Origin of the sequence: Pseudomonas sp. CK-NBRI-02, from assembly GCF_008124495.1 — a bacterium.
In the GTDB taxonomy this organism is placed as follows: domain Bacteria; phylum Pseudomonadota; class Gammaproteobacteria; order Pseudomonadales; family Pseudomonadaceae; genus Aquipseudomonas; species Aquipseudomonas guariconensis.
In genome coordinates this window covers 163,165-182,999 of record NZ_VSJH01000001.1, presented here as the reverse complement: position 1 = coordinate 182,999, position 19,835 = coordinate 163,165, and the positions used below count along the sequence as shown (strand labels likewise).

Genomic DNA, 19,835 nt, shown 5'->3' with positions numbered 1-19,835 from the left:
ATGCTGCATGACCGATCACGCCTTGCTACTGGTCAACCTGGGTTCGCCGGCCTCCACCTCGGTTGCCGACGTGCGCCGTTACCTCAACCAGTTCCTCATGGACCCCTACGTGATCGACCTGCCGTGGCCTGTGCGTCGTCTGCTGGTGTCGCTGATCCTGATCAAGCGACCGGAGCAGTCGGCCCACGCCTACGCCTCGATCTGGTGGGACGAGGGCTCCCCCCTCGTGGTCCTGACCCGGCGCCTGCAAGCGGCCATGGTCGAGCATTGGCCCCATGGCCCGGTGGAGATCGCCATGCGCTATGGCCAGCCGGCCTTGCCCGAGGTGCTGGAGCGTCTGGCGGCCCAGGGTGTGCGCAAGGTTACCCTGGCGCCGCTTTATCCACAGTTCGCCGACAGTACCGTGACCACGGTGGTGGAGCTGGCCAAGCAGACCATCGCAAATCGTCAGCTGCCATTGCAGATGCGCGTGCTGCAGCCGTTCTATGATCACCCCGACTACATCGATGCCTTGGTGGCCAGCGCCAAGCCGTATCTTGAGCAGGGCTACGATCACCTGCTGCTGAGCTTCCACGGCTTGCCCGAGCGACATCTGAAGAAGCTCGACCCGACCGGCAAGCATGACTTCCAGGCCGCCGATTGCTGCAAGGATGCCGATGCCCAGACCCGTGCGATCTGCTACCGCGGTCAATGCCTGGCCACGGCCAAGGCGTTCGCGCAAAAGATGGGGATCGCCGATGGCAAGTGGTCAGTGTCGTTCCAGTCACGCCTGGGGCGTGCCAAGTGGATCGAGCCCTATACCGAGACGCGTCTGGATGAGCTGGGCAAGGCTGGGGTGAAGAAGCTGCTGGTGATGTGCCCGGCGTTCGTCGCCGATTGCATCGAGACGCTGGAGGAGATTGGTCAGCGCGGCAGTGAGCAATTCATCGAGGCGGGAGGTCAGGAGTTGGTGCTGGTGCCATGTCTGAACGACCACCCGCAGTGGGTGAAGGTGCTGGCAGGGATGTGCGAAAAGGCCTGACTTTCTGAACACCTGTTCGGCCTCTTCACGAGTAAACCCGCGAAGAGGCCTGGTCAGGCTGAAGTCGGGTGTCAGGGCAACTGATCGTCCAGTTTCTTGTGCTTCCAGCTGTCGTTACCCGGCAGGATCAGGTTCAGGGCGATGGCCACGATGGCGCACAGGGCGATGCCCTTCAGACCCCAGTCATCGGGGCCGTCGCCGCTGCCGATCAATACGCCGCCGATGCCGAACACCAGGGTCACCGAGACGATCACCAGGTTGCGGGCTTCGGCCAGGTCGATCTTGTGACGGATCATGGTGTTCATGCCCACTGCGGCGATCGAACCGAACAGCAGGCACAGAATCCCGCCCATCACCGGTACCGGAATGCTTTGCAACAGCGCGCCGAACTTGCCGATGAACGCCAAGGTGATGGCGAAAATCGCCGCCCAGGTCATGATCTTCGGGTTGTAGTTCTTGGTCAGCATCACTGCGCCGGTCACTTCGGCATAGGTGGTGTTGGGCGGGCCGCCGAACAGGCCGGCTGCGGTGGTGGCCAGGCCATCGCCGAGCAGGGTGCGGTGCAGGCCCGGCTTTTTCAGGTAATCGCGCCCGGTCACGCTGCCCACGGCAATGACGCCGCCGATGTGCTCGATCGCCGGAGCCAGAGCCACCGGAACGATGAACAGGATCGCCTGCCAGTTGAATGCCGGCGCGGTGAATTTCGGCAGTTCAAGCCAGGGCGCCGAGGCGATCTTGGCGGTATCGACCACCCCAAAGGCGAACGACAGGCCAAAGCCCACCAGCACGCCGGCGATGATCGGTACCAGACGGAAGATCCCCTTGCCGAACACGGCCACGATCAGCGTGGTCAGCAATGCCGGCATGGAGATCAACATGGCGGTCTTGTACGGCATCAGCACACTGCCATCACCGGCCTTGCCCATGGCCATGTTGGCCGCGATCGGCGCCATGGCCAGGCCAATGGAGATGATCACCGGGCCGATCACCACAGGCGGTAGCATACGGTCGATGAAACCGGTGCCCTTGATCTTCACCATCAGGCCCATGAAGGTGTACACGAAGCCCGCTGCCATCACGCCGCCCATGGTCTCGGCCAGGCCGAACTGGCCCTTTGCGAGAATGATGGGGGTGATGAAGGCAAAGCTGGAGGCCAGGAATACTGGGACCTGGCGGCCTGTAACCAGCTGGAACAGCAAGGTGCCGATGCCCGCGGTGAACAGCGCCACGTTGGGGTCGAGGCCGGTGATCAGCGGCATCAGTACCAGCGCGCCGAATGCCACGAAGAGCATCTGCGCGCCCGAGACGACCTGGCGCCAGAGCGGGTCGTTGAAGCCGTCCTGCATGGTCAGGCGTCCTTCTGCTTGGTGCCGAAGATCTTGTCGCCGGCATCACCCAGGCCTGGGACGATGTAGCCGTGTTCGTTCAGGCGCTGGTCGATCGATGCGGTGTAGATCTGCACGTCTGGGTGGGCTTTCTCCACCACGGCGATGCCTTCGGGTGCGGCGACCAGGACCATGGCGCGGATCTCTTTGCAGCCTGCCTTCTTGAGCAGGTCGATGGTGGCGACCATCGAGCCGCCGGTGGCCAGCATCGGGTCGATGATCAGGGCCAGGCGCTGGTTGATGTCCGGCGCGAGCTTTTCCAGGTAGGTATGTGCTTCGAGGGTTTCTTCGTTGCGGGCAACGCCCACGGCGCTCACCTTGGCGCCCGGCACCAGGCTGAGCACACCATCGAGCATGCCGATGCCTGCGCGCAGGATCGGAACCACGGTGATCTTCTTGCCGGCGATTTTCTCGACCTGCACCTTGCCGCACCAGCCGTCGATCTCGTAGGTCTCCAGCGGCAGGTCCTGGGTGGCTTCATAGGTCAGGAGCGCGCCGACTTCCTGGGCAAGTTCGCGAAAATTCTTGGTGCTGATATCGGCGCGGCGCATCAGGCCGAGCTTGTGGCGGATCAGCGGGTGGCGGATCTCACGAGTAGGCATAGGGGAGGGCTCCGGGAGGCGGGCAAAAAAACGGCGGTAGATTAATCTATTCAGTCCTGCATGTCGTCTGCTCATTCTGGACGTTAGTCCATAAATGCTTGATCTGGGGCGGGCGGATGCGTACCTTTGCCCGCTTTTCCAATTCCGAGCCCCCTGGAGAGCGCCATGTCCGCCGATCTCGAGCATATCCGTCAAGTCATGCGCGAGGCTGACTGCCTGTACACCGAAGCCGAGGTCGAAGCGGCCATCGCCAAGGTCGGCAAGCAGATCTGCCAAGACCTGCATGACAAGAACCCGGTGGTCTTCTGTGTCATGAACGGTGGCCTGATCTTCGCTGGCAAGCTGCTGACTCACCTGCAGTTCCCGCTTGAGGCCTCCTACCTGCACGCCACGCGTTACCGCAACCAAACCAGCGGCGGCGAACTGTTCTGGAAGGCCAAGCCTGAGATTTCCTTCATCGACCGCGACGTGCTGATCGTCGACGACATCCTCGATGAGGGTCACACCCTCAGCGCCATCATCGATTTCTGCAAGCATGCCGGTGCCCGCTCCGTGCACACCGCGGTGCTGATCGACAAGGACCACGACCGTAAAGCCAGCCCGGACCTCAAGGCCAACTATGCCGGCTTGCCGTGCGTCGACCGCTACATCTTCGGCTACGGCATGGACTACAAAGGCTATTGGCGCAACGCCAACGGCATCTTCGCAGTCAAGGGCCTGTGACCATGCGCCAACCTGCATTCATCGACCACGCGTTGTTTGCCGAGTTGGCGCAAAAAGCTGCCGACAGCCCCCGTGGGCGGCAACACCATAATTTCCATGAGATGGAAGAACCCTGCCACCGCATGGCCGTCGGCCTGCAGCCCACCACCTACATCCCGCCCCACCGCCACCTGAGCGACGACAAGGCCGAGGCGCTGATCGTGCTCAAGGGGCGCCTGGGCCTGTTGATCTTCGACGAGAAGGGCGTGGTGATCGACAAGCGGGTGATGCAGGCCGGAGGCGATTGCCTGGGTGTCGACCTGGCGCCGGGTACCTACCATGGGCTGGTGGTGCTCGAAGCCGACAGCATGCTGTTCGAATGCAAGGCCGGGCCCTACCGGCCGGTGGGCGAGGGCGAGCATGCTCATTGGGCGCCGCGTGAGGGCGAGCCGGGCGTGGCCGAATACCATGCGTGGATGCGTGCGCAGTTCGAGTAGCGTTCGCGGGTAAGCCTGGTCCGCAGTGCCTTTGGGGGCGAGTGTACCCACTAAGACGACACCGCAGAGCAAGGCAGTTTCACCACGAACCTGAGCGGCAGCGGTTTTCTGCGAAGGGACGCAGACGCAATCAAAAAGCGCCACGCCCACTCAGGATCCTGAACCCACCTCCATGCTAGAGTGCTTCTCCCTGCCAAGGAGCCTCACATGCGTGCGATTCTTCCTTTCCTGCTGGCGGTGAGCCTGCCGCTGTCCGCGGCGCCGCTGCATGGCCAGTTCCTGCCCCCCGATGAGCTGTCCCTGCGCCAAGAGGCTCCGACAGCCCAGCAACTGCTGCAGGTGACCGACTATTCGGTGGTGACCGGCATCCAGCGCCAGTCCGACCAGCAACCCATCCCGATCACCTCATCGTTGCTGTTGCGCCTGAAGGGCAAGCCCTTGAGCAAGGGCGCCACCCTCAGCCAGGTCTTGATCAATTTCGATGGCGAAGGCGGCAAGAGCCTGAAGAAGCCGGTCTACGACGAAAAGACCCGAACCCTCACCTTGAGCTATCCGCTGGCCAACTATCGAGTGATCATGGACCTGCTGCGCAACGAGACGTTGTACGTGCAGTTTCTCACTTACCCCAACGGTCATCTCTGGGCGGATCTGCACACCGGCACCGTACGTACGCGTTGAGACCCGCGGGCCGTGAGGGGTAAACTGCGGGCCTTTGAATGCCCATATGGCCCAGTTGGAGTCGGCAATGCGTAAAGACAAGAAGCAGGTGATTGGTGACGAGATCAGCGACGACTACGTCAAGACGTTCCTCCAGTTCGAGCCGGCCGATGGCGTGACCTCGCCATCGCTGCACAAACTGGTCAAGGCCTATCGTGGCCTGCGCGTCGACGATTTCGAGCGTTTCGTCGGCTTCTTCGTCGAGGCGGGTCTGGACCTGGACGGCAAAGATGAGCACGGCAAGACCTTTGTCGAGCTGATCGCCGACCAGCGCAATGCGCCTGAGTACATCGAGATCATCAATAACGCCCGTGGCTGATCGGTAAGCCTGTGCCGACCTTTCGCGGGTAGACCCGCTTCCACAGGGTTCATCGCAATGCTTGTGGGCGCGGTTTCCCGCGAAGAGCACCGCAGATCCAGGCACAAAAAAACGCCCCGAGGGGCGTTTTTTTGTGGGTCGGTATCAAGCGTAGTGCTGGGCCGGGCTGCTGGTGTCTTCCACCATTTCCAGCGCTTCGTCGTTCTGTGCGCTGATCTTGTGGTAGAGCGCGGCATCGGTGGCCAGGACCTTCTCGCGAGCCGGGAAGATCTCCTTGAGCTTGGCAGCCCAGGCACCCTTGGCCTGCTCGGGGAAGCAGCGCTCGATCAGTTCAAGCATGATCGAGACGGTCACCGAAGCGCCTGGCGAGGCGCCGAGCAGGGCTGCCAGGCTGCCGTCCTGTGCCGAGACCAGCTCGGTACCGAATTGCAGAATGCCGCCTTTCTTCGGATCCTTCTTGATGATCTGCACGCGCTGGCCTGCAACTTCCAGACGCCAGTCCTCGGCTTTGGCTTCAGGGTAGAAGCGGCGCAGGGCCTCCAGGCGTTGTTCCATCGACTGCATCACTTCGCTGACCAGGTATTTGGTCAGGTCCATGTTGTCACGGGCGACGGCCAGCATCGGGCCGATGTTGCCCATGCGTACCGACAGCGGCAGGTCGAGCAGAGAGCCGTGCTTGAGGAACTTGGTGGTGAAGCCTGCATACGGGCCGAACAGCAGCGACTTCTTGCCATCGACCACACGGGTGTCCAGGTGTGGAACCGACATGGGCGGAGCGCCGACCGCGGCCTGGCTGTAGACCTTGGCCTGGTGCTGCTTGACGATCTCGGGGTTGTCGCAGCGCAGCCACTGGCCGCTGACCGGGAAACCGCCGAAGCCCTTGCTTTCGGGGATGCCGGACATCTGCAGCAACGGCAGGGCCGCGCCGCCAGCGCCGAGGAAGACGAAGCGGGCATCGACTTCACGGCTGCCGCCGCTGTTGACGTCCTTGATGCTGACGGTCCAGCCGCTGCCGTTGCGGCGCAGGCCGACGACCTTCTTGCTGTACTTGACCTGCGCATCGGCGCAGTTGCCCAGTTGCTTGAGCAGCTTGTTGGTCAGGGCGCCGAAGTTCACGTCGGTACCCTTGATCACGCGTGTGGCGGCGATGCGTTGGTCGGCCGGGCGGCCCGGCATCATCAGCGGCATCCACTGCTCCATCACGGCCTTGTCTTCGGTGTACTCCATCTCGCTGAAGGCATGGTGCTGTTTGAGCAGCTCGAAGCGCTTCTTGAGGAAGGAAACGCCCTTGTCACCTTCGACATAGCTCAGGTGCGGGACCGGATTGATGAAGGCACGTGGCGAGCCGAAGCTGCCCTTGCGCACGAGATAGGCCCAGAACTGGCGGGACACCTCGAACTGGGTATTGATGTGCACGGCCTTCTTGATGTCGATGCTGCCATCGGCGGCCTGAGGCGTGTAGTTCAGCTCGCACAGGCCTGCGTGGCCCGTCCCTGCGTTGTTCCAGGGGTTGGAACTTTCCGCGGCACCGGAGTCCATCGCCTCGACGACCTCCAGCTTGATCGACGGGTCGAGTTCCTTGAGCAGTACGGCCAGGGTGGCACTCATGATGCCCGCGCCTACCAGTACCACATCAACCGATTCGTTCTGCGCCATTAACGCGTCTCCACAATCTACAGCACCTAATTGACAGCATAGGATCCCTGGGTTGGCCAGGATCGCCATGTCCGACTCTTCGCAGTTCTTGCCACTTCCGCGGACCCTGCCAATTCAGTCTTGGTGTTCGGCTATTGAACGCCCTTGCCACGGGTGCGGCAATTCGACTTATGGTCAAGGTATCCGCCGTGCGGTATGGACCGGCTTCAGTACTTCATCGAGGATGAGCACTTTTGCCGTCTGTTCGAGGCTGTTCGGGACGCATCTGTCGCTTTTGCACATGCCAGACTGTTCATTTGCTCGCCACACTCTTGTGAAGTTTGAAAAACCCGTTTTTTCACGCTCTTTTGGAACGTGAACCTCAAAAGGGACTGCGCGATGGCAATCCACAGGTTCCTGCAATGCGAAGGCCGAGACAGCAGGCGCGGCGGATGCAAGACCTGAGTGGAAGGCTCTCTGTGGGCAAAGCGTCGAAAGTGCCGTGGTCAACGGCGATGCGGGGCCCGATCAGGAGACGTCCTTATAATCGGGGGGAGATTATAACGATGTCGCGGGCAGAAAGGTGCGCTTAATGGGCTTTTTATTGCTGCGTTTGTCAGGCTGGAAGGGTGCGTTGCTGCCAGCGGCGGCTTGCGTGGGCGCAAACCCGAGCACTGTCCGGTAGCGGCTGACCAAGCCAGCCCAGCTGGGCTTCGCTGACCTGCACCCAGCCGCTGCTGCTGGGCCGTCGTGTGCAGTGCAGGAATCCAAGGCAATTGCCCTCGGCATCGAGGCGGACATAGGTGTTCTGGCGGGGGCGGGAGAAAAGCAGATTCCACAGCGAGGTCATGGCGGCGATCCTGTTCGGTCTGTCTGGCAACAGGATGAACGCCCGGCATGAAACCCATGTGACAACCGCAATTAAGGAGGCGGATCGGTTGCTCGGCTGCTTTTTCTAACAGCTTGCAGCGTGAAGCTTGTCGCTAGGTATACTGTGGGCCTTTGCCGTATTTTCTGGAGAAACGCGCATGTTGCAACGTCTGTTGTTCGGTTTGATCGCGGTGGCCAGCCTGAGCCTGGTCGGTTGTGCCCACAGCCCGCAACAACTCAGCCCGCAACCCAAGCTCACCGCCCAGCTCAATCCGGTCGGCCGTGGCCAGCCGGTCGTGGTCAAGGTGGTCGATGGCCGTGCCTCGCAATCGCTGGGGACCCGGGGTGGCATGTACCCTGAAACCAGCACTATCAGCGTCAGTGGCAACGATATCGTGCCCAAGCTGCAGGCCCAGGCCGAGGCCGCGGTACGCCTGTTGGGCTTCACCCCGACGCCCAACGCCTACAATGCCCCTCAGTTGACCGTGACCCTGGCCGAGCTCAAGTACCAGTCGCCCAAGGACAAGATGTATGTGACCGAAGCCACCATCGGCGCCACCTTCCGTGCCGATGTGTCCAACGCCAACCGTCGCTACAGCGGCCGTTACGGTGCTTCCCTGGATCAGCGCTTCGGCATGGCGCCGAATCAGGAGACCAACACCAAGCTGGTCGGTGACGTGCTCAGCGATGCCCTGACCCGCCTGTTCAAGGACCCAACCATCGGCCAGGTCCTAGGCGAATAAGCGCAGCGCCCTCGATAAAAAGCCCGCTGCCGGGTGCTTCCGGTAGCGGGCTTTTTGTTGCCTGTGAAGAGGCTAAGGAGCAGGCCAGCTTGTCATGCGGCCTCTATACGAAAGTCGAGCAGGCTACGGCCGGTATAAATATCGACTTCGGGCAGGTCTTGGTGGGCATGACCACCCAAGGCGCAATAGACCAGCCACTGGCGATCCTGGACGTTAATGGCCAAGCCGTCGATCAGCGCCTGTTGTTCATCGCTCTGGGCGACAAGGTAGAGGCGGTCCTGGTTTTCGGCGTGCAACATGACAAGCTCCATCGTAGGAAAAGGCCGACAGGGTGGCCTGTCCTGATGACGAGCGTGTGACAGTGAAATTCAATGACAGTTGGTCGCAAAATCCGAGCAGCAGGATTGGGCTTGGGTAGAATGCCGGGCTTTGCCGTCGTTCTTTTCCGAGGTTATGCGATGTCCTTGCAAGTGCTCTGGGGATTCCTGGCTGCCCATCCGGCCAAGTTGATCAATCTGCTGGCCCTGCTGATTACCTGTCCCGGCGGGCTGCTGCTGCAAAGCGCACGGCGGCGCGAAGTGGTGGCGCGGGCAAGTGGTGCGAGCGACGAGGCGGTGGTCGATGCCTTCGACCAGCGGGTGCCGCGCTACTACTACATCCTCGGATTCTCTTGCCTGGCCATGGCGCTGCTGCTGTCCTGGTTCAGCACCTGGATCTGAACACCGGATGCCCCTGTTGGGACGGGTAACCCGCCCCGACAGGGGATATTTCAGGCGACGGGGCTTTGAGCCTTGACCTGGTACTGGTTGCGCACCGGGGTGGCGTACTGCTGCACCAGGTAGGGCTGGTGTTCCACCGGGCAAGCGTCCAGGCGGCGCTGCCATTCTTCCTTGGCCTTGGCCAATTCCTGCGCGGGGAACAGTTTCTCCGCACTCGGCACCTGCAGGGCCGGGTCTGCTTCACTCCACATGCCATAGGCCAGGTAATGCACCGGGAACAGGCGGTAGCCGCCGAGAATCTGCCGGTCGATTTCCTGCGCCAGTTGCTTGGTGTCTTCGAAGTACTCGGTCACCGGGGCCGCGAAGCTGATATGCACCCGACCTTTGTAGCCGGTGATGCCCTGGGCGATGCTGTTGTCGTCCTCGCCCGGTGCCTTCTTGTAGGTGCCGGTGGTGGCGCGGATGTACAGCTCGCGGGCCTTGGCCAGGTCGCACGGATCGTACTCGTAGCTGATCGACACCGGTGTCAGGTTCAGGCTTTGGATCACGGCGCCGAAGGCTTCGTCCTTGCGGCTCATGTGGAACATCTTGAGGATCGCCGAATCGGTACGGTCATCGCCGTCCTTGGCCCGTCCTTCGGCCTGGGCGATCCAGATCGACACGCAGTCGTTGCGGATCGAGTGATTGATATAGGCCGACAACAGCTGGTAGGCGGCGAGTTTTTCCCGGCGACCGCTCAGCGAGCGATGGACGATGAAGCTCTTGTTCAGGCGCATCATGTCGCTGACGAAGGGCTTTTGCAGCAGGTTGTCGCCAATGGCGATGCGCGGCGTCGGCAGGCCGGCGTGATACACCGCGTAATTGACGAAGGCCGGGTCCATGACGATGTCGCGGTGGTTGGCCAGGAACAGGTAGGCCGTCCCTGACTTGAGCTGCTCGACCCCGGAGTAGGTGACCCCATCGGTGGCGCGCTCGATGGTCTGGTCGACGTAGTGCTCGACCTTGTCCTGCAGGGTCGAGACGCAGGTAACGCCGGCGAACTCGTTGCGCAGGCGGCGGGCGATCAGTGGCTTGAGCAGCCAGCCGAAGGCGCCGGCCGCCCGCGGGAAGCGGAAGTGGGTGAGGATATCCAGAAATGCCGGGTCGCTGAGCAGGCGTGCCAGGACGGCAGGGACCTCAGCGTCGTCGTACGGTCGGATGGCATCGAATTCGCCCATCATGCTCTCTTGTTGGAAACGGCTAGGGTAATAAGGTAGGGGTGGGGTCCGAAAAAACGGCTCGGACACACGCAGGCCCTGTAAACAGACCGGCAATTATACGCATAAGTCACCGCGGAGGCCGCGATGCTGGAAACCGACTTCTATCGTTGTCCCTATTGTGGTGAAACCGTGGAAACCACGGTGGATATCTCCGGCGGCGACCAGGTGTACACCGAGGACTGTCAGGTGTGTTGCCAGCCAGTGGTGTTCATCTTGCAGGTGCATGGTGACGAATGGATGCTCGATGTCAGACGCGAGGATGATGCCTGATGATGCGGATCTACGAGCCGGAGAGCCTGATGGAGGCGCAGTTGCTGGTGGGCATGCTGGCCAGCGAGGGTGTCCAGGTGCATCTGGCCGGGCGTGATCTGGTCGGCGGTGCCGGCGAGTTGCCGATGCAAGGGTTGCTCGGTCTGGTAGTACCGGACGAGCAGGCTGGGTACGCACGGCAGTTGATCGATGCGTACAATGCGGCCCTGCCACTTGCCGGCGACGAACCGGAGAGTTTCCCCGGAACCCTGATCTGCTGAGTTTTTATCGCCATGTGTGGACGCTACGCCCTGTTTCGCTGGTCCCCGGCCTTTGCCGCCTTGCCCGGGTACCCCGCCGACCAGCAGGCGCAATGGAACATTGCCCCAGGCGCTTCGGTGCTGATCCAACGTCAGCTCGACGGCCAGATGCAGTTGGCCAGGGCCCGCTGGGGACTGACCCCGGCCTGGCTGACCGACTTATCCCGCACACCTGCCCAGGCGCGTGCCGAAACCTTGACGGAGCAGCCGATGTTCCGCGAGGCCTTCCGCCAGAGGCGCTGTCTGATGCCGGCCAATGGTTTCTACGAGTGGCGTGGCACGGTGCGCAAGCGGCCGTACTGGCTGACACCGGGGGAGGGGGCCTCGCTGTTCTTCGCGGCGGTGTGGGAGGCGTATCCGGTGCAGGACGAGGTCTGGCTGAGTTGCGCGGTAGTGACCCAGGCGGCGATGAACCAACGTCGACCGCTGATTCTCGATGAAGCGGGGCAGGCGGCCTGGGTGGACCCGGAAACGCCGCTGGCGCGGCTGCACGAGCTGTTGGCCAGCCCACCAGCAGCGTTGCGCGAGCGGGCGCTGGCGCATTTCGTCAATGATCCGAAGCTCGATGCGCCGGAGTGCCTGACCCCGGCGTGAACCTCACGGGGCTGCAAGGCAGCCCCTTGTTCCTCAAACGCGGAACTGGTTGATCAAGCGCCGCTGCTGTTCGGCCAGCTTGGTCAGTTCGGCGCTGGCCTGGCTCGACTCGTCGGCACCGCCGGCCACTTCACCGGCCACCTGGCCAATGTTGATGACGTTGCGGTTGATGTCTTCGGCCACGGCGCTCTGCTGCTCGGCCGCGCTGGCGATCTGGGTGTTCATGTCGTTGATCACCGACACGGCCTGAGTGATGCTCTCCAGCGCTTCGGCGGCACGGGTGGCCTGTTGCACGCTGTCGTCGGTCTTGCCCTGGCTGTCTTCCATGACCTTGACCACTTCGCGGGTACCTTGCTGCAGCTGTTGGATCATCTGCTGGATTTCTTCGGTGGCCTGCTGGGTCTTCTGCGCCAGGTTGCGGACCTCGTCGGCGACCACGGCAAAGCCCCGGCCTTGCTCGCCCGCGCGGGCCGCTTCGATGGCGGCGTTGAGCGCCAGCAGGTTGGTCTGCTCGGCGATGGCGCGGATTGCCACGAGGATCGCGTTGATGTTCTCGCTGTCGCGGGCCAGGGTCTGGACCACCTCCACCGCACGGCCTATCTCAGTGGCCAGCACGCTGATCGAATGGGAGGTGTCGCGCACGATCTGCAAGCCCTGGTTGGCCGCCTGGTCGGCGTTGTTCGCGGCCTGGGCGGCGTGGGTCGCATTGCGCGCCACGTCCTGGGCAGTGGCAGTCATTTCCTGCACGGCAGTGGCCACCTGATCGATCTCGGCCATCTGCTTGTGCACGCCTTGGTTGGTGCGAATGGCGATATCGGCAGTGTGCTCCGAGGAGTCGCTGACTTTCTGCACCGAGCCCACCACCTGGGTGATCATCGCCTGCAACTTGGCCAGGAAGGTGTTGAAGCCCTTGGCGATCGCGCCCAGTTCGTCGGCACGGTCGCTGTGCAGGCGGCGGGTAAGGTCGCCTTCGCCCTGGGCGATGTCGTCGAGCATGGCCACCATCTGACGCAGGGGGCGGGCGATACCGTGGGCCAGCAGCCAGATCACCAACAAGCCGATGGCGGCGATACCCAGACCCATCAGGGTCATGCCGGTGATGTCGGTGCGCCGTTGTGCGGCGAGGTCTTTCTGCAGTTGGTTGACGTCGGCCATCACTGTGCTCAGCGGCAGTTCGAGCAGCAGCGTCCAGCGGGCGTCGGTGCTGGCGACGCGGAAGGGCAAGTAGAGTTCGATGCGGTCCTTGGTTTCGTCGAGCTCATAGTGGAGGTTTTCGCCAGTCAGGGACGTAAGCGTGCCCGACTCCTCGGCATCCAGCACATCACTGGCTTTTTCGCCGAACTTCGACGGGTCACGGGTATAGGCCACCAGGCGGCCGTTGCTCGAGACCAGGGCCAGTTCGCCGGCGCCGTCGTATAGCTGACGGTCGGCGTTGTTGAGCAAGTCCTGGATGAAGTCTACCGACAGGTCGGCACCGGCCATGCCCTGGAACTGGCCATCGATCATGATCGGTGCGACGAACGAGGCGAGCATGACGGTCTTGTCGCCCACCTTGTAGGGCGCCGGATCGATCACACAGGGCTTCTTCGACTCTTTCGGGCACAGGTAGTACTCACTGGCGCGTACGCCTGTGGCCAGCACGGTGTGGTCGTTCACATCGATCAGCTTGTCCTGGCCGAGGCTGCCGTCACCATTACGGAACCACCACGGCAGGAAACGTCCCGTGGCGCTATCGACGCCAACCATGTTGCTGCCGACATAGCGGGCATCGTCATGGTCCAAGGCATTGGGCTCCCAACCCAGGTAGGCGCCGAGCACGGTCGGGTTGACCTCGACGGTGCGCTTGAGTTGGTTGACCAGGGATTGGCGGTCGACGCGCATCAGCGGTTGGCCGTCGGTGCCTTGCATGCCGATCATGGCATTGCTGGTGGCCAGGCTGCGGGCAATCAGCAGCGGCGCTTCCAGCCCGCGCTGGATCTCGCTGACTTGCGTACGGGCCAGGGCCCCCAGGCGTTGCTCGATCACGTTTTCAAACTGTTGACGGGTGCGTTCCTGCACCAGCGACTGAGTGCGTTCGCCGGAGTACACGGCGTACAGCACCAGGGCCGCGACAATGCTCAAAACGATGGCGCCCGCCAGGGCAGCCACGGAAAACTGAATCGACTTGAACTTCATGGGGCACCGCGTTCGAGAATGATTGTTTCCCGGGTTATCGGCGGGGCCTGGCGAAAGCATGAGGGGGTGATGAGAAATCTTACCTGCGGCTCTGGCGAGGCCAGGCGACTCGGCCTAGGATACGCGGCATGTAAAAACGGAGTGCTTTCATGCGTAGTTCATTCGTTGCCAGCCTGATCGGCGCCAGTATCCTGCTGTCTGGTTGCCAGGCAGTGAATACCACCAGCGGTGGTGCCGTGGGCGTCGATCGCCAGCAGTACATGTTCAGCATGCTCTCGACCGACCAGGTCAACCAGATGTATGCCCAGTCGTATCAACAGACGCTCAGCGAGGCCTCGAGCAAGGGTGAGCTGGACAAGAGCAGCGCCAAGGCCAAGCGTATCCAGGCCATCGCCAGCCGCCTGATCGCCCAGGCGCCCAAGTTCCGGCCGGACGCCGCGCAGTGGAACTGGGAGGTCAACCTGATCGACAGCGACGAGCTCAACGCCAACTGTGGCCCGGGCGGAAAGATCATTTTTTATACCGGCCTGATGGACAAGCTGCAGCTCACTGACGCTGAGATTGCTGCTGTACTGGGTCATGAAATCGCCCATGCCCTGCGCGAGCATGGCCGCGAAGCCATGTCCAAGGCCTATGGGGTGGAAATGGCGCGCCAAGGCGCCGGTGCTCTGTTCGGCCTGGGTCAGGGCGGCATGGCCCTGGCGGACACCGTGGTGAACTACGCCATGACCCTGCCCAACAGCCGCGCCAACGAGAACGAGGCCGACCTGATCGGCCTGGAGCTGGCGGCGCGTGCCGGTTACGACCCGAATGCCGCGATCACCTTATGGAACAAGATGAGCAAGGCCTCCGAAGGCGCGCCGCCTGAGTTCATGAGCACCCACCCGGCCTCAAGCAGCCGTATTGCCTCGCTGCAGGCGGCGATTCCGAAGGTGATGCCGCTCTACCAGGCTGCCAAGAAGTAAGCTGCAAGCTTCAAGCTGTAAGGACGGCGTGACTCGCTTCTCTTGCAGCTTGCAGCTTTTAGCCCACCCAGCCGCTGGCTTTCATGGCCGAGTACACGGCGACGATGGCCAGTACGAAGAATGCAGCCGCTGCCAGGCGTCGAATCAGTGTCAGTGGCAGCTTCTCGGCGGCGAAGTTGCCCGCCAGCACAACCGGCACGTTGGCGATCAGCATGCCCAGGGTGGTCCCGAGGATGACCATGATCAGGTGAGGATACTGGGCCGCCAGCATGACCGTGGCGACCTGGGTCTTGTCGCCGATTTCAGCCAGGAAAAATGCGATCAGCGTGGTGACGAAGGGGCCGAAGCGGCGTGCGGCGCTGTTTTCGTCATCGTCCATCTTGTCTGGAACCAAGGTCCACAGGGCTGTTGCAGCGAAGCTCGCGGCGAGGATCCAGTGCAATACCGTCTCGCTGAAGAAACTGCTGACCCAGGCGCCCACGGCACCGGCGGCGGCATGGTTGGCGAGGGTGGCTGCGATGATGCCGGCGATGATCGGCCAAGGCTTGCGAAAACGCGCGGCGAGAATGAGGGCGAGCAATTGCGTCTTGTCGCCGATTTCAGCGAGGGCGACGATTGCGGTGGGGACGAGCAGGGATTCCAGCATCAGGTTTCCTACGGGGGCGGGTCGACACGGCTATGACACGTACGACCTCCCCGCCCCGGGTAAGGTGTGCGTGTCATAGGTCTTGTCAAACCCTGGATCTGTCTGCGCAGACCGTGGGTCGCACGCGCCATGGCCTGTGGGCCAAGTGTGTTGACGCGTGCCGGGCGAGCAGGGCGCTCGCGGGAGACTACTCCCCTAGGACGGTGCGGATTCTGCCTAGGTGAATGCGTTTCGGCAAGCCCTGTTTTCAGCCGCGTGTGGCCTGGTAGATACGAAAGCCGTCCGCCTCGGCGCAGACCCGGCAATTGCCCAGGGCGCCTTCGATCAGCGGTTGATAGCGCAGGAAACTATTGGCGACCAGACGCATTTCCCCACCTTTTTGCAGATGAAGACCTGACTTTTTCAGCAGGTTCTCCGATGCCTGGTAGTTGGTATGCACACCGGTATGAAAGGGCGGGTTGCTCAGGATCACGTTCAGCCCGGTAGGCGCGGCATCGATGCCGTCGCCACTGATCACGTCGCCTTCCAGACCATTGGCCGCCAAGGTCAGCCGACTGCTCGCCACGGCGAAGGCATCCACATCGAGCAGGGTGACGCGGCTCTGTGGATAACGGCGTTTGATGGTCGCGCCCAGTACGCCGGCACCGCAGCCGAAGTCCAGCACGTGACCGGCCGGCAGGTTGTCCAGGTGTTGGAGCAGCAGGGCAGTGCCGCGATCCAGACGGCCATGGCTGAACACGCCGGGCAGGCTCACGACCTGCAGCGGGCCGTCTTCCAGGGGCAGCTCGAAACGTTCGGCCAGGCTCTCCAGGGGTTTGGCCTGCGGAGCATGGTCCACCGTCACTTGCCACAGCTGGCAGTGACGCGCGCTGTCGAGCTTGCGCGGCTTGCCGAAAGCTTGCAGCTGCTTGGCAGCGCCCTCGATGCCCCCGCGCTTCTCGCCTACCAGATACAACTCACGGCCTGCTAGGCGGGACGCCAGGGCATTGAGCAGATAGGCAGCAAGCTCCCGCGACTTGGGCAGAAACAGTACGGCGGCCTCGAAGGCCACTTCGGGCACGTGCACGCCATAGTGGCTGCGGTCGCTGAAACGGCTGTCGAGCAGGGCCTGGTCCCCGGCGTGCCAGGACCAGCCGCTAGCCTGCGGCAGTTGGCCGAGCAGGTCGTCGGCGGGCAGCCCGGCGAGCAACAGCGGGCCTTGGAACAGTTCGGCCTGGCGAAGCAACACTTCACTGCGCGGGTCCATGGACGACGTCTCCTGAAAAAGCGCGCAGTGTACCAGAGCCCCTTGCCGATTCAGCTGACCACTCGCCGTGGCTGGCCGGCGAAGAAGGCCTGGGCGTTCTCGCTCAACTGGCCGACGATGCGCTGGCGCGACTCCACCGCGCCCCAGGCACTGTGCGGGGTGACGATCAGACGCGGGATGTCCGGGGCCAGCAAGGGGTTGCCATCGACCGGGGGTTCGACGCTCAGCACGTCAGTGGCTGCGCCGCCGAGGTGGCCGCTGCGCAGGGCGTCGGCCAGCGCCTGTTCATCGATGAGGCCGCCTCGAGCGGTATTGACCACCAGGGCGCCGGGTTTGAGCTGAGCCAGTTCGTGCGCGCCGATCATGTGGCGGGTGTGCTCGTTGAGCGGGCAGTGCAGGGTCAGCGCATCGACCTGAGGCAGCAGTTCGTCCAGTGGCAAACGTTCAGCGCGGGCTGGGCGACCGGGGATCTGCCCGCTGAGCACGCGCATGCCGAACGCCTCGGCCAGCCGCGCCACCGCGCCGCCGAGCTCGCCGTGACCTAGCAGGCCGAGGGTCTTGCCTTCCAGTTCGACGATCGGGAAGTCCAGCAGGCAAAACTGGCTGGCCGTGGCCCAGCGGCCCTCGCTGACCGCCTGGTGGTAGTCGCACAGGCGCGTGGCCAAGGCCAGCAACAAGGCCAGAGTGTGCTGGGCGACCGATGGGGTGCCATAACCCTGGCAGTTGCACACGGTGATGCCCTGGGCACGGGCGGCGGCCAAGTCGACATTGTTGGTGCCGGTGGCGGCAACCAGAATCAGCTTGAGCTGTGGATTGGCCGCCATGGCCGCGGCGTCGATCATTACTTTGTTGCTGATCACCGCTGTGGCACCTTGCAGGCGCTCGGCGACCTGTTCCGGCTGGGTAGAGGCGAACAGCTGCAGGCTGTCGAAGGGGCGTTGCAAGGGCGCGAGATCGAGGTCGCCCAGGTCAAGGGACTGGTGATCGAGGAAGACGGCGCGACGCGGGCTAGGCATGAGGGGCTCCGGGCTGGGGTTCGGGCGGTGACAGATCAGGTCAGCCGTTGCGCGACAGCGCAGCCGATCAAGCTGAAGGCGGGTTGGCAAAGTGTCAAGCGTGTGGGGCGAGGCCACTCATACCTTTATCCCTTCGAATCATTCCTTCGGCTGATTTGACCAAAGTGTCACCGTTCTAGAGTAGACATCAGACTTCTCCGGCCAGCATTGCAGATAAGGGATCCCTATGTTGCAGACGCGTATCATCAAGCCCGCCGAGGGCGCCTATACCTTCCCGCTGTTGATCAAGCGTCTGCTGATGTCGGGCAGCCGCTACGAAAAGACCCGAGAGATCGTCTACCGCGACCAGTTGCGCCTGACCTATCCGCAACTGGTCGAGCGCATCGCGCGTCTGGCCAACGTGTTGACCGAGGCTGGGGTCAAGGCCGGTGATACCGTGGCGGTGATGGATTGGGACAGCCATCGATACCTGGAGTGCATGTTCGCCATCCCGATGATTGGCGCGGTGGTGCACACGATCAACGTGCGCCTGTCGCCGGAGCAGATTCTCTACACCATGAACCACGCCGAGGATCGCGTGGTGCTGGTCAACAGCGACTTCGCCGGTCTTTACCAAGCCATCGCCGGCCAGTTGACCACGGTGGACAAAACCATCCTGCTGACCGATGGGCCAGACAAACAGGCCGATCTGCCCAGTCTGGTCGGCGAGTACGAGCAACTGCTCGCCGCGGCCAGTCCACACTATGACTTTCCCGATTTCGACGAAAACTCGGTGGCCACCACCTTCTACACCACTGGCACCACCGGCAACCCCAAGGGGGTGTATTTCACGCATCGCCAGTTGGTGCTGCACACCCTGGCCGAGGCGTCGGTCACCGGTAGTATCGACAGCGTGCGCCTGCTGGGCAGCAACGATGTGTACATGCCTATCACCCCGATGTTCCACGTGCATGCCTGGGGCATTCCCTATGCGGCCACCATGCTCGGCATGAAGCAGGTCTATCCGGGGCGCTACGAGCCGGAAATGCTGGTGAAGCTGTGGCGCGAGGAAAAGGTCACCTTCTCCCATTGCGTGCCGACCATCCTGCAAATGCTGCTCAATTGCCCGTCTGCCCAAGGCGAGGATTTTGGCGGCTGGAAGATCATCATCGGCGGCAGCGCGCTCAACAGGGCGCTCTATGAGGCGGCCCTGGCGCGGGGCATCCAGCTGACCGCAGCCTACGGAATGTCGGAAACCTGCCCGCTGATTTCCTGCGCCCACCTCAACGACGAATTGCAGGCCGGCAGCGAGGACGAGCGTATTTCCTACCGCATCAAGGCGGGTGTGCCGGTACCGTTGGTGGAGGCGGCGATCGTCGATGGTAACGGCAACTTCCTCCCAGCCGATGGCGAGACCCAGGGCGAACTGGTCTTGCGCGCACCCTGGCTGACCCAGGGGTACTTCAAGGAATCCGAAAAGAGCGAGGAACTGTGGGCGGGCGGCTGGCTGCATACCGGCGATGTCGCCACCCTCGACGGCATGGGCTACATCGACATCCGTGACCGCATCAAGGACGTGATCAAGACCGGTGGCGAGTGGATCTCCTCCCTCGACCTCGAGGACCTGATCAGTCGCCACCCGGCGGTGCGCGAAGTGGCGGTGGTCGGTGTGGCCGACCCGCAATGGGGCGAGCGGCCATTCGCCTTGCTGGTGGTCCGCGAAGGGCAGGCCATCGATGCCCGGGCGCTCAAGGATCACCTCAAGCCGTTCGTCGAGCAGGGGCACATCAACAAGTGGGCGATCCCTAGCCAGATCGCGATTGTTACTGAAGTTCCCAAGACCAGTGTCGGCAAGCTCGACAAGAAGCGTATCCGCCAGGACATCGTCCAGTGGCAGGCCAGTAACAGCGCGTTTCTGTCGACCTTGTAACCTCCCTGCGGGTCGCGCTCGTCTGCGCGCGACCCGCAGGCCAGAGCGGCTGGCGCTTGTAAAACGCTGAAATTGCGCCATGCTTGCGCGCGTCCTGAAAGCCATCGTCGGCCCAGGAAATACAAATCACACTTTAGAGGGATCAAGCACCCGGACCTGCTGGCTATAGTCGGGGCCAGGTGATTTTCAGGAATGGGGCAAGGCACTGCGCGCAAGTCGCAGCGCCGCGGGCGCAAGCCTGCACAC

22 protein-coding genes, 2 pseudogenes and 1 riboswitch are annotated in these 19,835 nt (G+C 62.7%); of the genes and pseudogenes, 12 read left to right on the top strand and 12 right to left on the bottom strand.

What is annotated here, in order from left to right:
- The first annotated feature begins 7 nt into the window (after positions 1 to 7).
- Positions 8 to 1,021 (top strand): ferrochelatase, encoded by a 1,014-nt coding sequence (gene hemH, locus DQ397_RS00870; RefSeq protein ID WP_043215313.1) that lies wholly within the window; start codon positions 8 to 10, stop codon positions 1,019 to 1,021.
- Positions 1,022 to 1,092: 71 nt separating this feature from the next.
- Here the strand turns inward: hemH and DQ397_RS00865 are convergent, their stop codons facing one another.
- Both DQ397_RS00865 and upp read right to left on the bottom strand, forming a co-directional pair.
- Complete coding sequence (locus DQ397_RS00865; protein WP_043215312.1) at positions 1,093 to 2,367, bottom strand: uracil-xanthine permease family protein; 1,275 nt, start codon at positions 2,365 to 2,367, stop codon at positions 1,093 to 1,095.
- Between the two features lie 2 nt (positions 2,368 to 2,369).
- Positions 2,370 to 3,008: a uracil phosphoribosyltransferase gene (gene upp / locus DQ397_RS00860; RefSeq protein ID WP_028691132.1), complete on the bottom strand. Its 639-nt coding sequence runs from the start codon at positions 3,006 to 3,008 to the stop codon at positions 2,370 to 2,372.
- A gap of 165 nt (positions 3,009 to 3,173) precedes the next feature.
- On the opposite strand from upp, the gene DQ397_RS00855 reads away from it, so the two are divergent.
- The 4 genes from DQ397_RS00855 (at position 3,174) to DQ397_RS00840 (ending at position 5,243) form a co-directional block, all read left to right on the top strand.
- Positions 3,174 to 3,731 (top strand): hypoxanthine-guanine phosphoribosyltransferase, encoded by a 558-nt coding sequence (locus DQ397_RS00855; RefSeq protein WP_043215311.1) that lies wholly within the window; start codon positions 3,174 to 3,176, stop codon positions 3,729 to 3,731.
- A gap of 2 nt (positions 3,732 to 3,733) precedes the next feature.
- Positions 3,734 to 4,207, top strand: coding sequence for a WbuC family cupin fold metalloprotein (locus tag DQ397_RS00850; protein WP_043215309.1), 474 nt, complete (start codon positions 3,734 to 3,736; stop codon positions 4,205 to 4,207).
- A gap of 207 nt (positions 4,208 to 4,414) precedes the next feature.
- Positions 4,415 to 4,885 carry a hypothetical protein gene (locus DQ397_RS00845; protein ID WP_043215307.1) on the top strand — a complete coding sequence of 157 codons (471 nt, stop codon included), beginning with the start codon at positions 4,415 to 4,417 and terminating at the stop codon, positions 4,883 to 4,885.
- A gap of 67 nt (positions 4,886 to 4,952) precedes the next feature.
- Entirely contained in the window at positions 4,953 to 5,243 is a 291-nt protein-coding gene (locus DQ397_RS00840; protein ID WP_043215305.1) for a PA4642 family protein, read from the top strand.
- Between the two features lie 144 nt (positions 5,244 to 5,387).
- On the opposite strand, the gene mqo is transcribed toward DQ397_RS00840, so the two are convergent.
- Together mqo and DQ397_RS00830 are read right to left on the bottom strand one after the other, a co-directional pair.
- Positions 5,388 to 6,899 carry a malate dehydrogenase (quinone) gene (mqo, locus tag DQ397_RS00835; protein WP_070576955.1) on the bottom strand — a complete coding sequence of 504 codons (1,512 nt, stop codon included), beginning with the start codon at positions 6,897 to 6,899 and terminating at the stop codon, positions 5,388 to 5,390.
- A gap of 595 nt (positions 6,900 to 7,494) precedes the next feature.
- Entirely contained in the window at positions 7,495 to 7,728 is a 234-nt protein-coding gene (locus DQ397_RS00830; protein WP_043213802.1) for a hypothetical protein, read from the bottom strand.
- A 178-nt stretch (positions 7,729 to 7,906) separates the two neighbouring features.
- On the opposite strand from DQ397_RS00830, the gene DQ397_RS00825 reads away from it, so the two are divergent.
- A complete protein-coding gene (locus DQ397_RS00825) occupies positions 7,907 to 8,491 on the top strand; it encodes a YajG family lipoprotein (RefSeq protein WP_043213803.1) in 585 nt (194 codons plus the stop codon).
- A gap of 92 nt (positions 8,492 to 8,583) precedes the next feature.
- On the opposite strand, the gene DQ397_RS00820 is transcribed toward DQ397_RS00825, so the two are convergent.
- A complete protein-coding gene (locus DQ397_RS00820) occupies positions 8,584 to 8,790 on the bottom strand; it encodes a hypothetical protein (RefSeq protein ID WP_043213804.1) in 207 nt (68 codons plus the stop codon).
- Positions 8,791 to 8,949: 159 nt separating this feature from the next.
- Between DQ397_RS00820 and DQ397_RS00815 the strand changes: the two genes are divergently transcribed.
- Complete coding sequence (locus DQ397_RS00815; protein ID WP_043213805.1) at positions 8,950 to 9,210, top strand: hypothetical protein; 261 nt, start codon at positions 8,950 to 8,952, stop codon at positions 9,208 to 9,210.
- A 50-nt stretch (positions 9,211 to 9,260) separates the two neighbouring features.
- On the opposite strand, the gene DQ397_RS00810 is transcribed toward DQ397_RS00815, so the two are convergent.
- The gene (locus DQ397_RS00810) at positions 9,261 to 10,430 is read right to left on the bottom strand and encodes a 1-acyl-sn-glycerol-3-phosphate acyltransferase (RefSeq protein WP_080642133.1); all 1,170 of its coding nucleotides are present in this window, start codon (positions 10,428 to 10,430) and stop codon (positions 9,261 to 9,263) included.
- A gap of 123 nt (positions 10,431 to 10,553) precedes the next feature.
- On the opposite strand from DQ397_RS00810, the gene DQ397_RS00805 reads away from it, so the two are divergent.
- Genes DQ397_RS00805 through DQ397_RS00795 form a run of 3 tightly spaced genes read left to right on the top strand, consistent with a single transcriptional unit; the run spans position 10,554 to position 11,632 of the window.
- Positions 10,554 to 10,739: a CPXCG motif-containing cysteine-rich protein gene (locus DQ397_RS00805; protein WP_043213807.1), complete on the top strand. Its 186-nt coding sequence runs from the start codon at positions 10,554 to 10,556 to the stop codon at positions 10,737 to 10,739.
- Positions 10,739 to 10,999, top strand: coding sequence for a putative signal transducing protein (locus DQ397_RS00800; protein WP_043213808.1), 261 nt, complete (start codon positions 10,739 to 10,741; stop codon positions 10,997 to 10,999). The genes DQ397_RS00805 and DQ397_RS00800 overlap by 1 nt, the downstream gene beginning before the upstream one ends.
- Positions 11,000 to 11,011: 12 nt before the next feature.
- Entirely contained in the window at positions 11,012 to 11,632 is a 621-nt protein-coding gene (locus DQ397_RS00795) for an SOS response-associated peptidase (protein WP_043213809.1), read from the top strand.
- Positions 11,633 to 11,665: 33 nt separating this feature from the next.
- Here DQ397_RS00795 and DQ397_RS24885 read toward each other — a convergent pair whose 3' ends face one another.
- The 3 genes and pseudogenes from DQ397_RS24885 to DQ397_RS24875 form a co-directional block, all read right to left on the bottom strand.
- Positions 11,666 to 12,409, bottom strand: a complete 744-nt coding sequence (locus DQ397_RS24885) for a methyl-accepting chemotaxis protein (protein WP_372240716.1) — start codon at positions 12,407 to 12,409, stop codon at positions 11,666 to 11,668.
- Between the two features lie 111 nt (positions 12,410 to 12,520).
- Positions 12,521 to 12,715: pseudogene (locus DQ397_RS24880) on the bottom strand (HAMP domain-containing protein); the annotation flags it as partial.
- A gap of 239 nt (positions 12,716 to 12,954) precedes the next feature.
- Positions 12,955 to 13,807 (bottom strand): annotated as a pseudogene (locus DQ397_RS24875) (cache domain-containing protein); the annotation flags it as partial.
- A gap of 149 nt (positions 13,808 to 13,956) precedes the next feature.
- Between DQ397_RS24875 and DQ397_RS00785 the strand changes: the two are divergent.
- Positions 13,957 to 14,772 carry a M48 family metallopeptidase gene (locus tag DQ397_RS00785; RefSeq protein WP_043213812.1) on the top strand — a complete coding sequence of 272 codons (816 nt, stop codon included), beginning with the start codon at positions 13,957 to 13,959 and terminating at the stop codon, positions 14,770 to 14,772.
- Positions 14,773 to 14,830: 58 nt separating this feature from the next.
- Here DQ397_RS00785 and DQ397_RS00780 read toward each other — a convergent pair whose 3' ends face one another.
- From DQ397_RS00780 to DQ397_RS00770, 3 genes are all read right to left on the bottom strand, one after another.
- Positions 14,831 to 15,415 (bottom strand): TMEM165/GDT1 family protein, encoded by a 585-nt coding sequence (locus DQ397_RS00780; RefSeq protein ID WP_177343710.1) that lies wholly within the window; start codon positions 15,413 to 15,415, stop codon positions 14,831 to 14,833.
- A gap of 91 nt (positions 15,416 to 15,506) precedes the next feature.
- Positions 15,507 to 15,626, bottom strand: a riboswitch (yybP-ykoY riboswitch).
- Positions 15,627 to 15,665: 39 nt separating this feature from the next.
- Positions 15,666 to 16,664 carry a class I SAM-dependent methyltransferase gene (locus DQ397_RS00775; RefSeq protein WP_043213815.1) on the bottom strand — a complete coding sequence of 333 codons (999 nt, stop codon included), beginning with the start codon at positions 16,662 to 16,664 and terminating at the stop codon, positions 15,666 to 15,668.
- Between the two features lie 50 nt (positions 16,665 to 16,714).
- The gene (locus DQ397_RS00770) at positions 16,715 to 17,680 is read right to left on the bottom strand and encodes a 2-hydroxyacid dehydrogenase (protein WP_043213816.1); all 966 of its coding nucleotides are present in this window, start codon (positions 17,678 to 17,680) and stop codon (positions 16,715 to 16,717) included.
- A 226-nt stretch (positions 17,681 to 17,906) separates the two neighbouring features.
- Here DQ397_RS00770 and DQ397_RS00765 point away from each other — a divergent pair, with 226 nt between their 5' ends.
- The gene (locus DQ397_RS00765; RefSeq protein WP_043213818.1) at positions 17,907 to 19,589 is read left to right on the top strand and encodes a fatty acid--CoA ligase; all 1,683 of its coding nucleotides are present in this window, start codon (positions 17,907 to 17,909) and stop codon (positions 19,587 to 19,589) included.
- Positions 19,590 to 19,835: the final 246 nt, after the last annotated feature.

Coding starts and splice junctions, on each gene's coding strand:
- DQ397_RS00865 (WP_043215312.1), bottom strand. CDS start 2,367: ATGCAGGACGGCTTCAACGACCCGCTCTGGCGCCAGGTCGTCTCGGGC.
- DQ397_RS00785 (WP_043213812.1), top strand. CDS start 13,957: ATGCGTAGTTCATTCGTTGCCAGCCTGATCGGCGCCAGTATCCTGCTG.
- upp (WP_028691132.1), bottom strand. CDS start 3,008: ATGCCTACTCGTGAGATCCGCCACCCGCTGATCCGCCACAAGCTCGGC.
- DQ397_RS00845 (WP_043215307.1), top strand. CDS start 4,415: ATGCGTGCGATTCTTCCTTTCCTGCTGGCGGTGAGCCTGCCGCTGTCC.
- DQ397_RS00850 (WP_043215309.1), top strand. CDS start 3,734: ATGCGCCAACCTGCATTCATCGACCACGCGTTGTTTGCCGAGTTGGCG.
- DQ397_RS00825 (WP_043213803.1), top strand. CDS start 7,907: ATGTTGCAACGTCTGTTGTTCGGTTTGATCGCGGTGGCCAGCCTGAGC.
- mqo (WP_070576955.1), bottom strand. CDS start 6,899: ATGGCGCAGAACGAATCGGTTGATGTGGTACTGGTAGGCGCGGGCATC.
- DQ397_RS00795 (WP_043213809.1), top strand. CDS start 11,012: ATGTGTGGACGCTACGCCCTGTTTCGCTGGTCCCCGGCCTTTGCCGCC.
- DQ397_RS00820 (WP_043213804.1), bottom strand. CDS start 8,790: ATGTTGCACGCCGAAAACCAGGACCGCCTCTACCTTGTCGCCCAGAGC.
- DQ397_RS00775 (WP_043213815.1), bottom strand. CDS start 16,664: ATGGACCCGCGCAGTGAAGTGTTGCTTCGCCAGGCCGAACTGTTCCAA.
- DQ397_RS00765 (WP_043213818.1), top strand. CDS start 17,907: ATGTTGCAGACGCGTATCATCAAGCCCGCCGAGGGCGCCTATACCTTC.
- DQ397_RS00840 (WP_043215305.1), top strand. CDS start 4,953: ATGCGTAAAGACAAGAAGCAGGTGATTGGTGACGAGATCAGCGACGAC.
- DQ397_RS00810 (WP_080642133.1), bottom strand. CDS start 10,430: ATGATGGGCGAATTCGATGCCATCCGACCGTACGACGACGCTGAGGTC.
- DQ397_RS00770 (WP_043213816.1), bottom strand. CDS start 17,680: ATGCCTAGCCCGCGTCGCGCCGTCTTCCTCGATCACCAGTCCCTTGAC.
- DQ397_RS00855 (WP_043215311.1), top strand. CDS start 3,174: ATGTCCGCCGATCTCGAGCATATCCGTCAAGTCATGCGCGAGGCTGAC.
- DQ397_RS00815 (WP_043213805.1), top strand. CDS start 8,950: ATGTCCTTGCAAGTGCTCTGGGGATTCCTGGCTGCCCATCCGGCCAAG.
- DQ397_RS00805 (WP_043213807.1), top strand. CDS start 10,554: ATGCTGGAAACCGACTTCTATCGTTGTCCCTATTGTGGTGAAACCGTG.
- DQ397_RS00830 (WP_043213802.1), bottom strand. CDS start 7,728: ATGACCTCGCTGTGGAATCTGCTTTTCTCCCGCCCCCGCCAGAACACC.
- DQ397_RS00800 (WP_043213808.1), top strand. CDS start 10,739: ATGATGCGGATCTACGAGCCGGAGAGCCTGATGGAGGCGCAGTTGCTG.
- hemH (WP_043215313.1), top strand. CDS start 8: ATGACCGATCACGCCTTGCTACTGGTCAACCTGGGTTCGCCGGCCTCC.
- DQ397_RS24885 (WP_372240716.1), bottom strand. CDS start 12,409: ATGGCCGAGATCGATCAGGTGGCCACTGCCGTGCAGGAAATGACTGCC.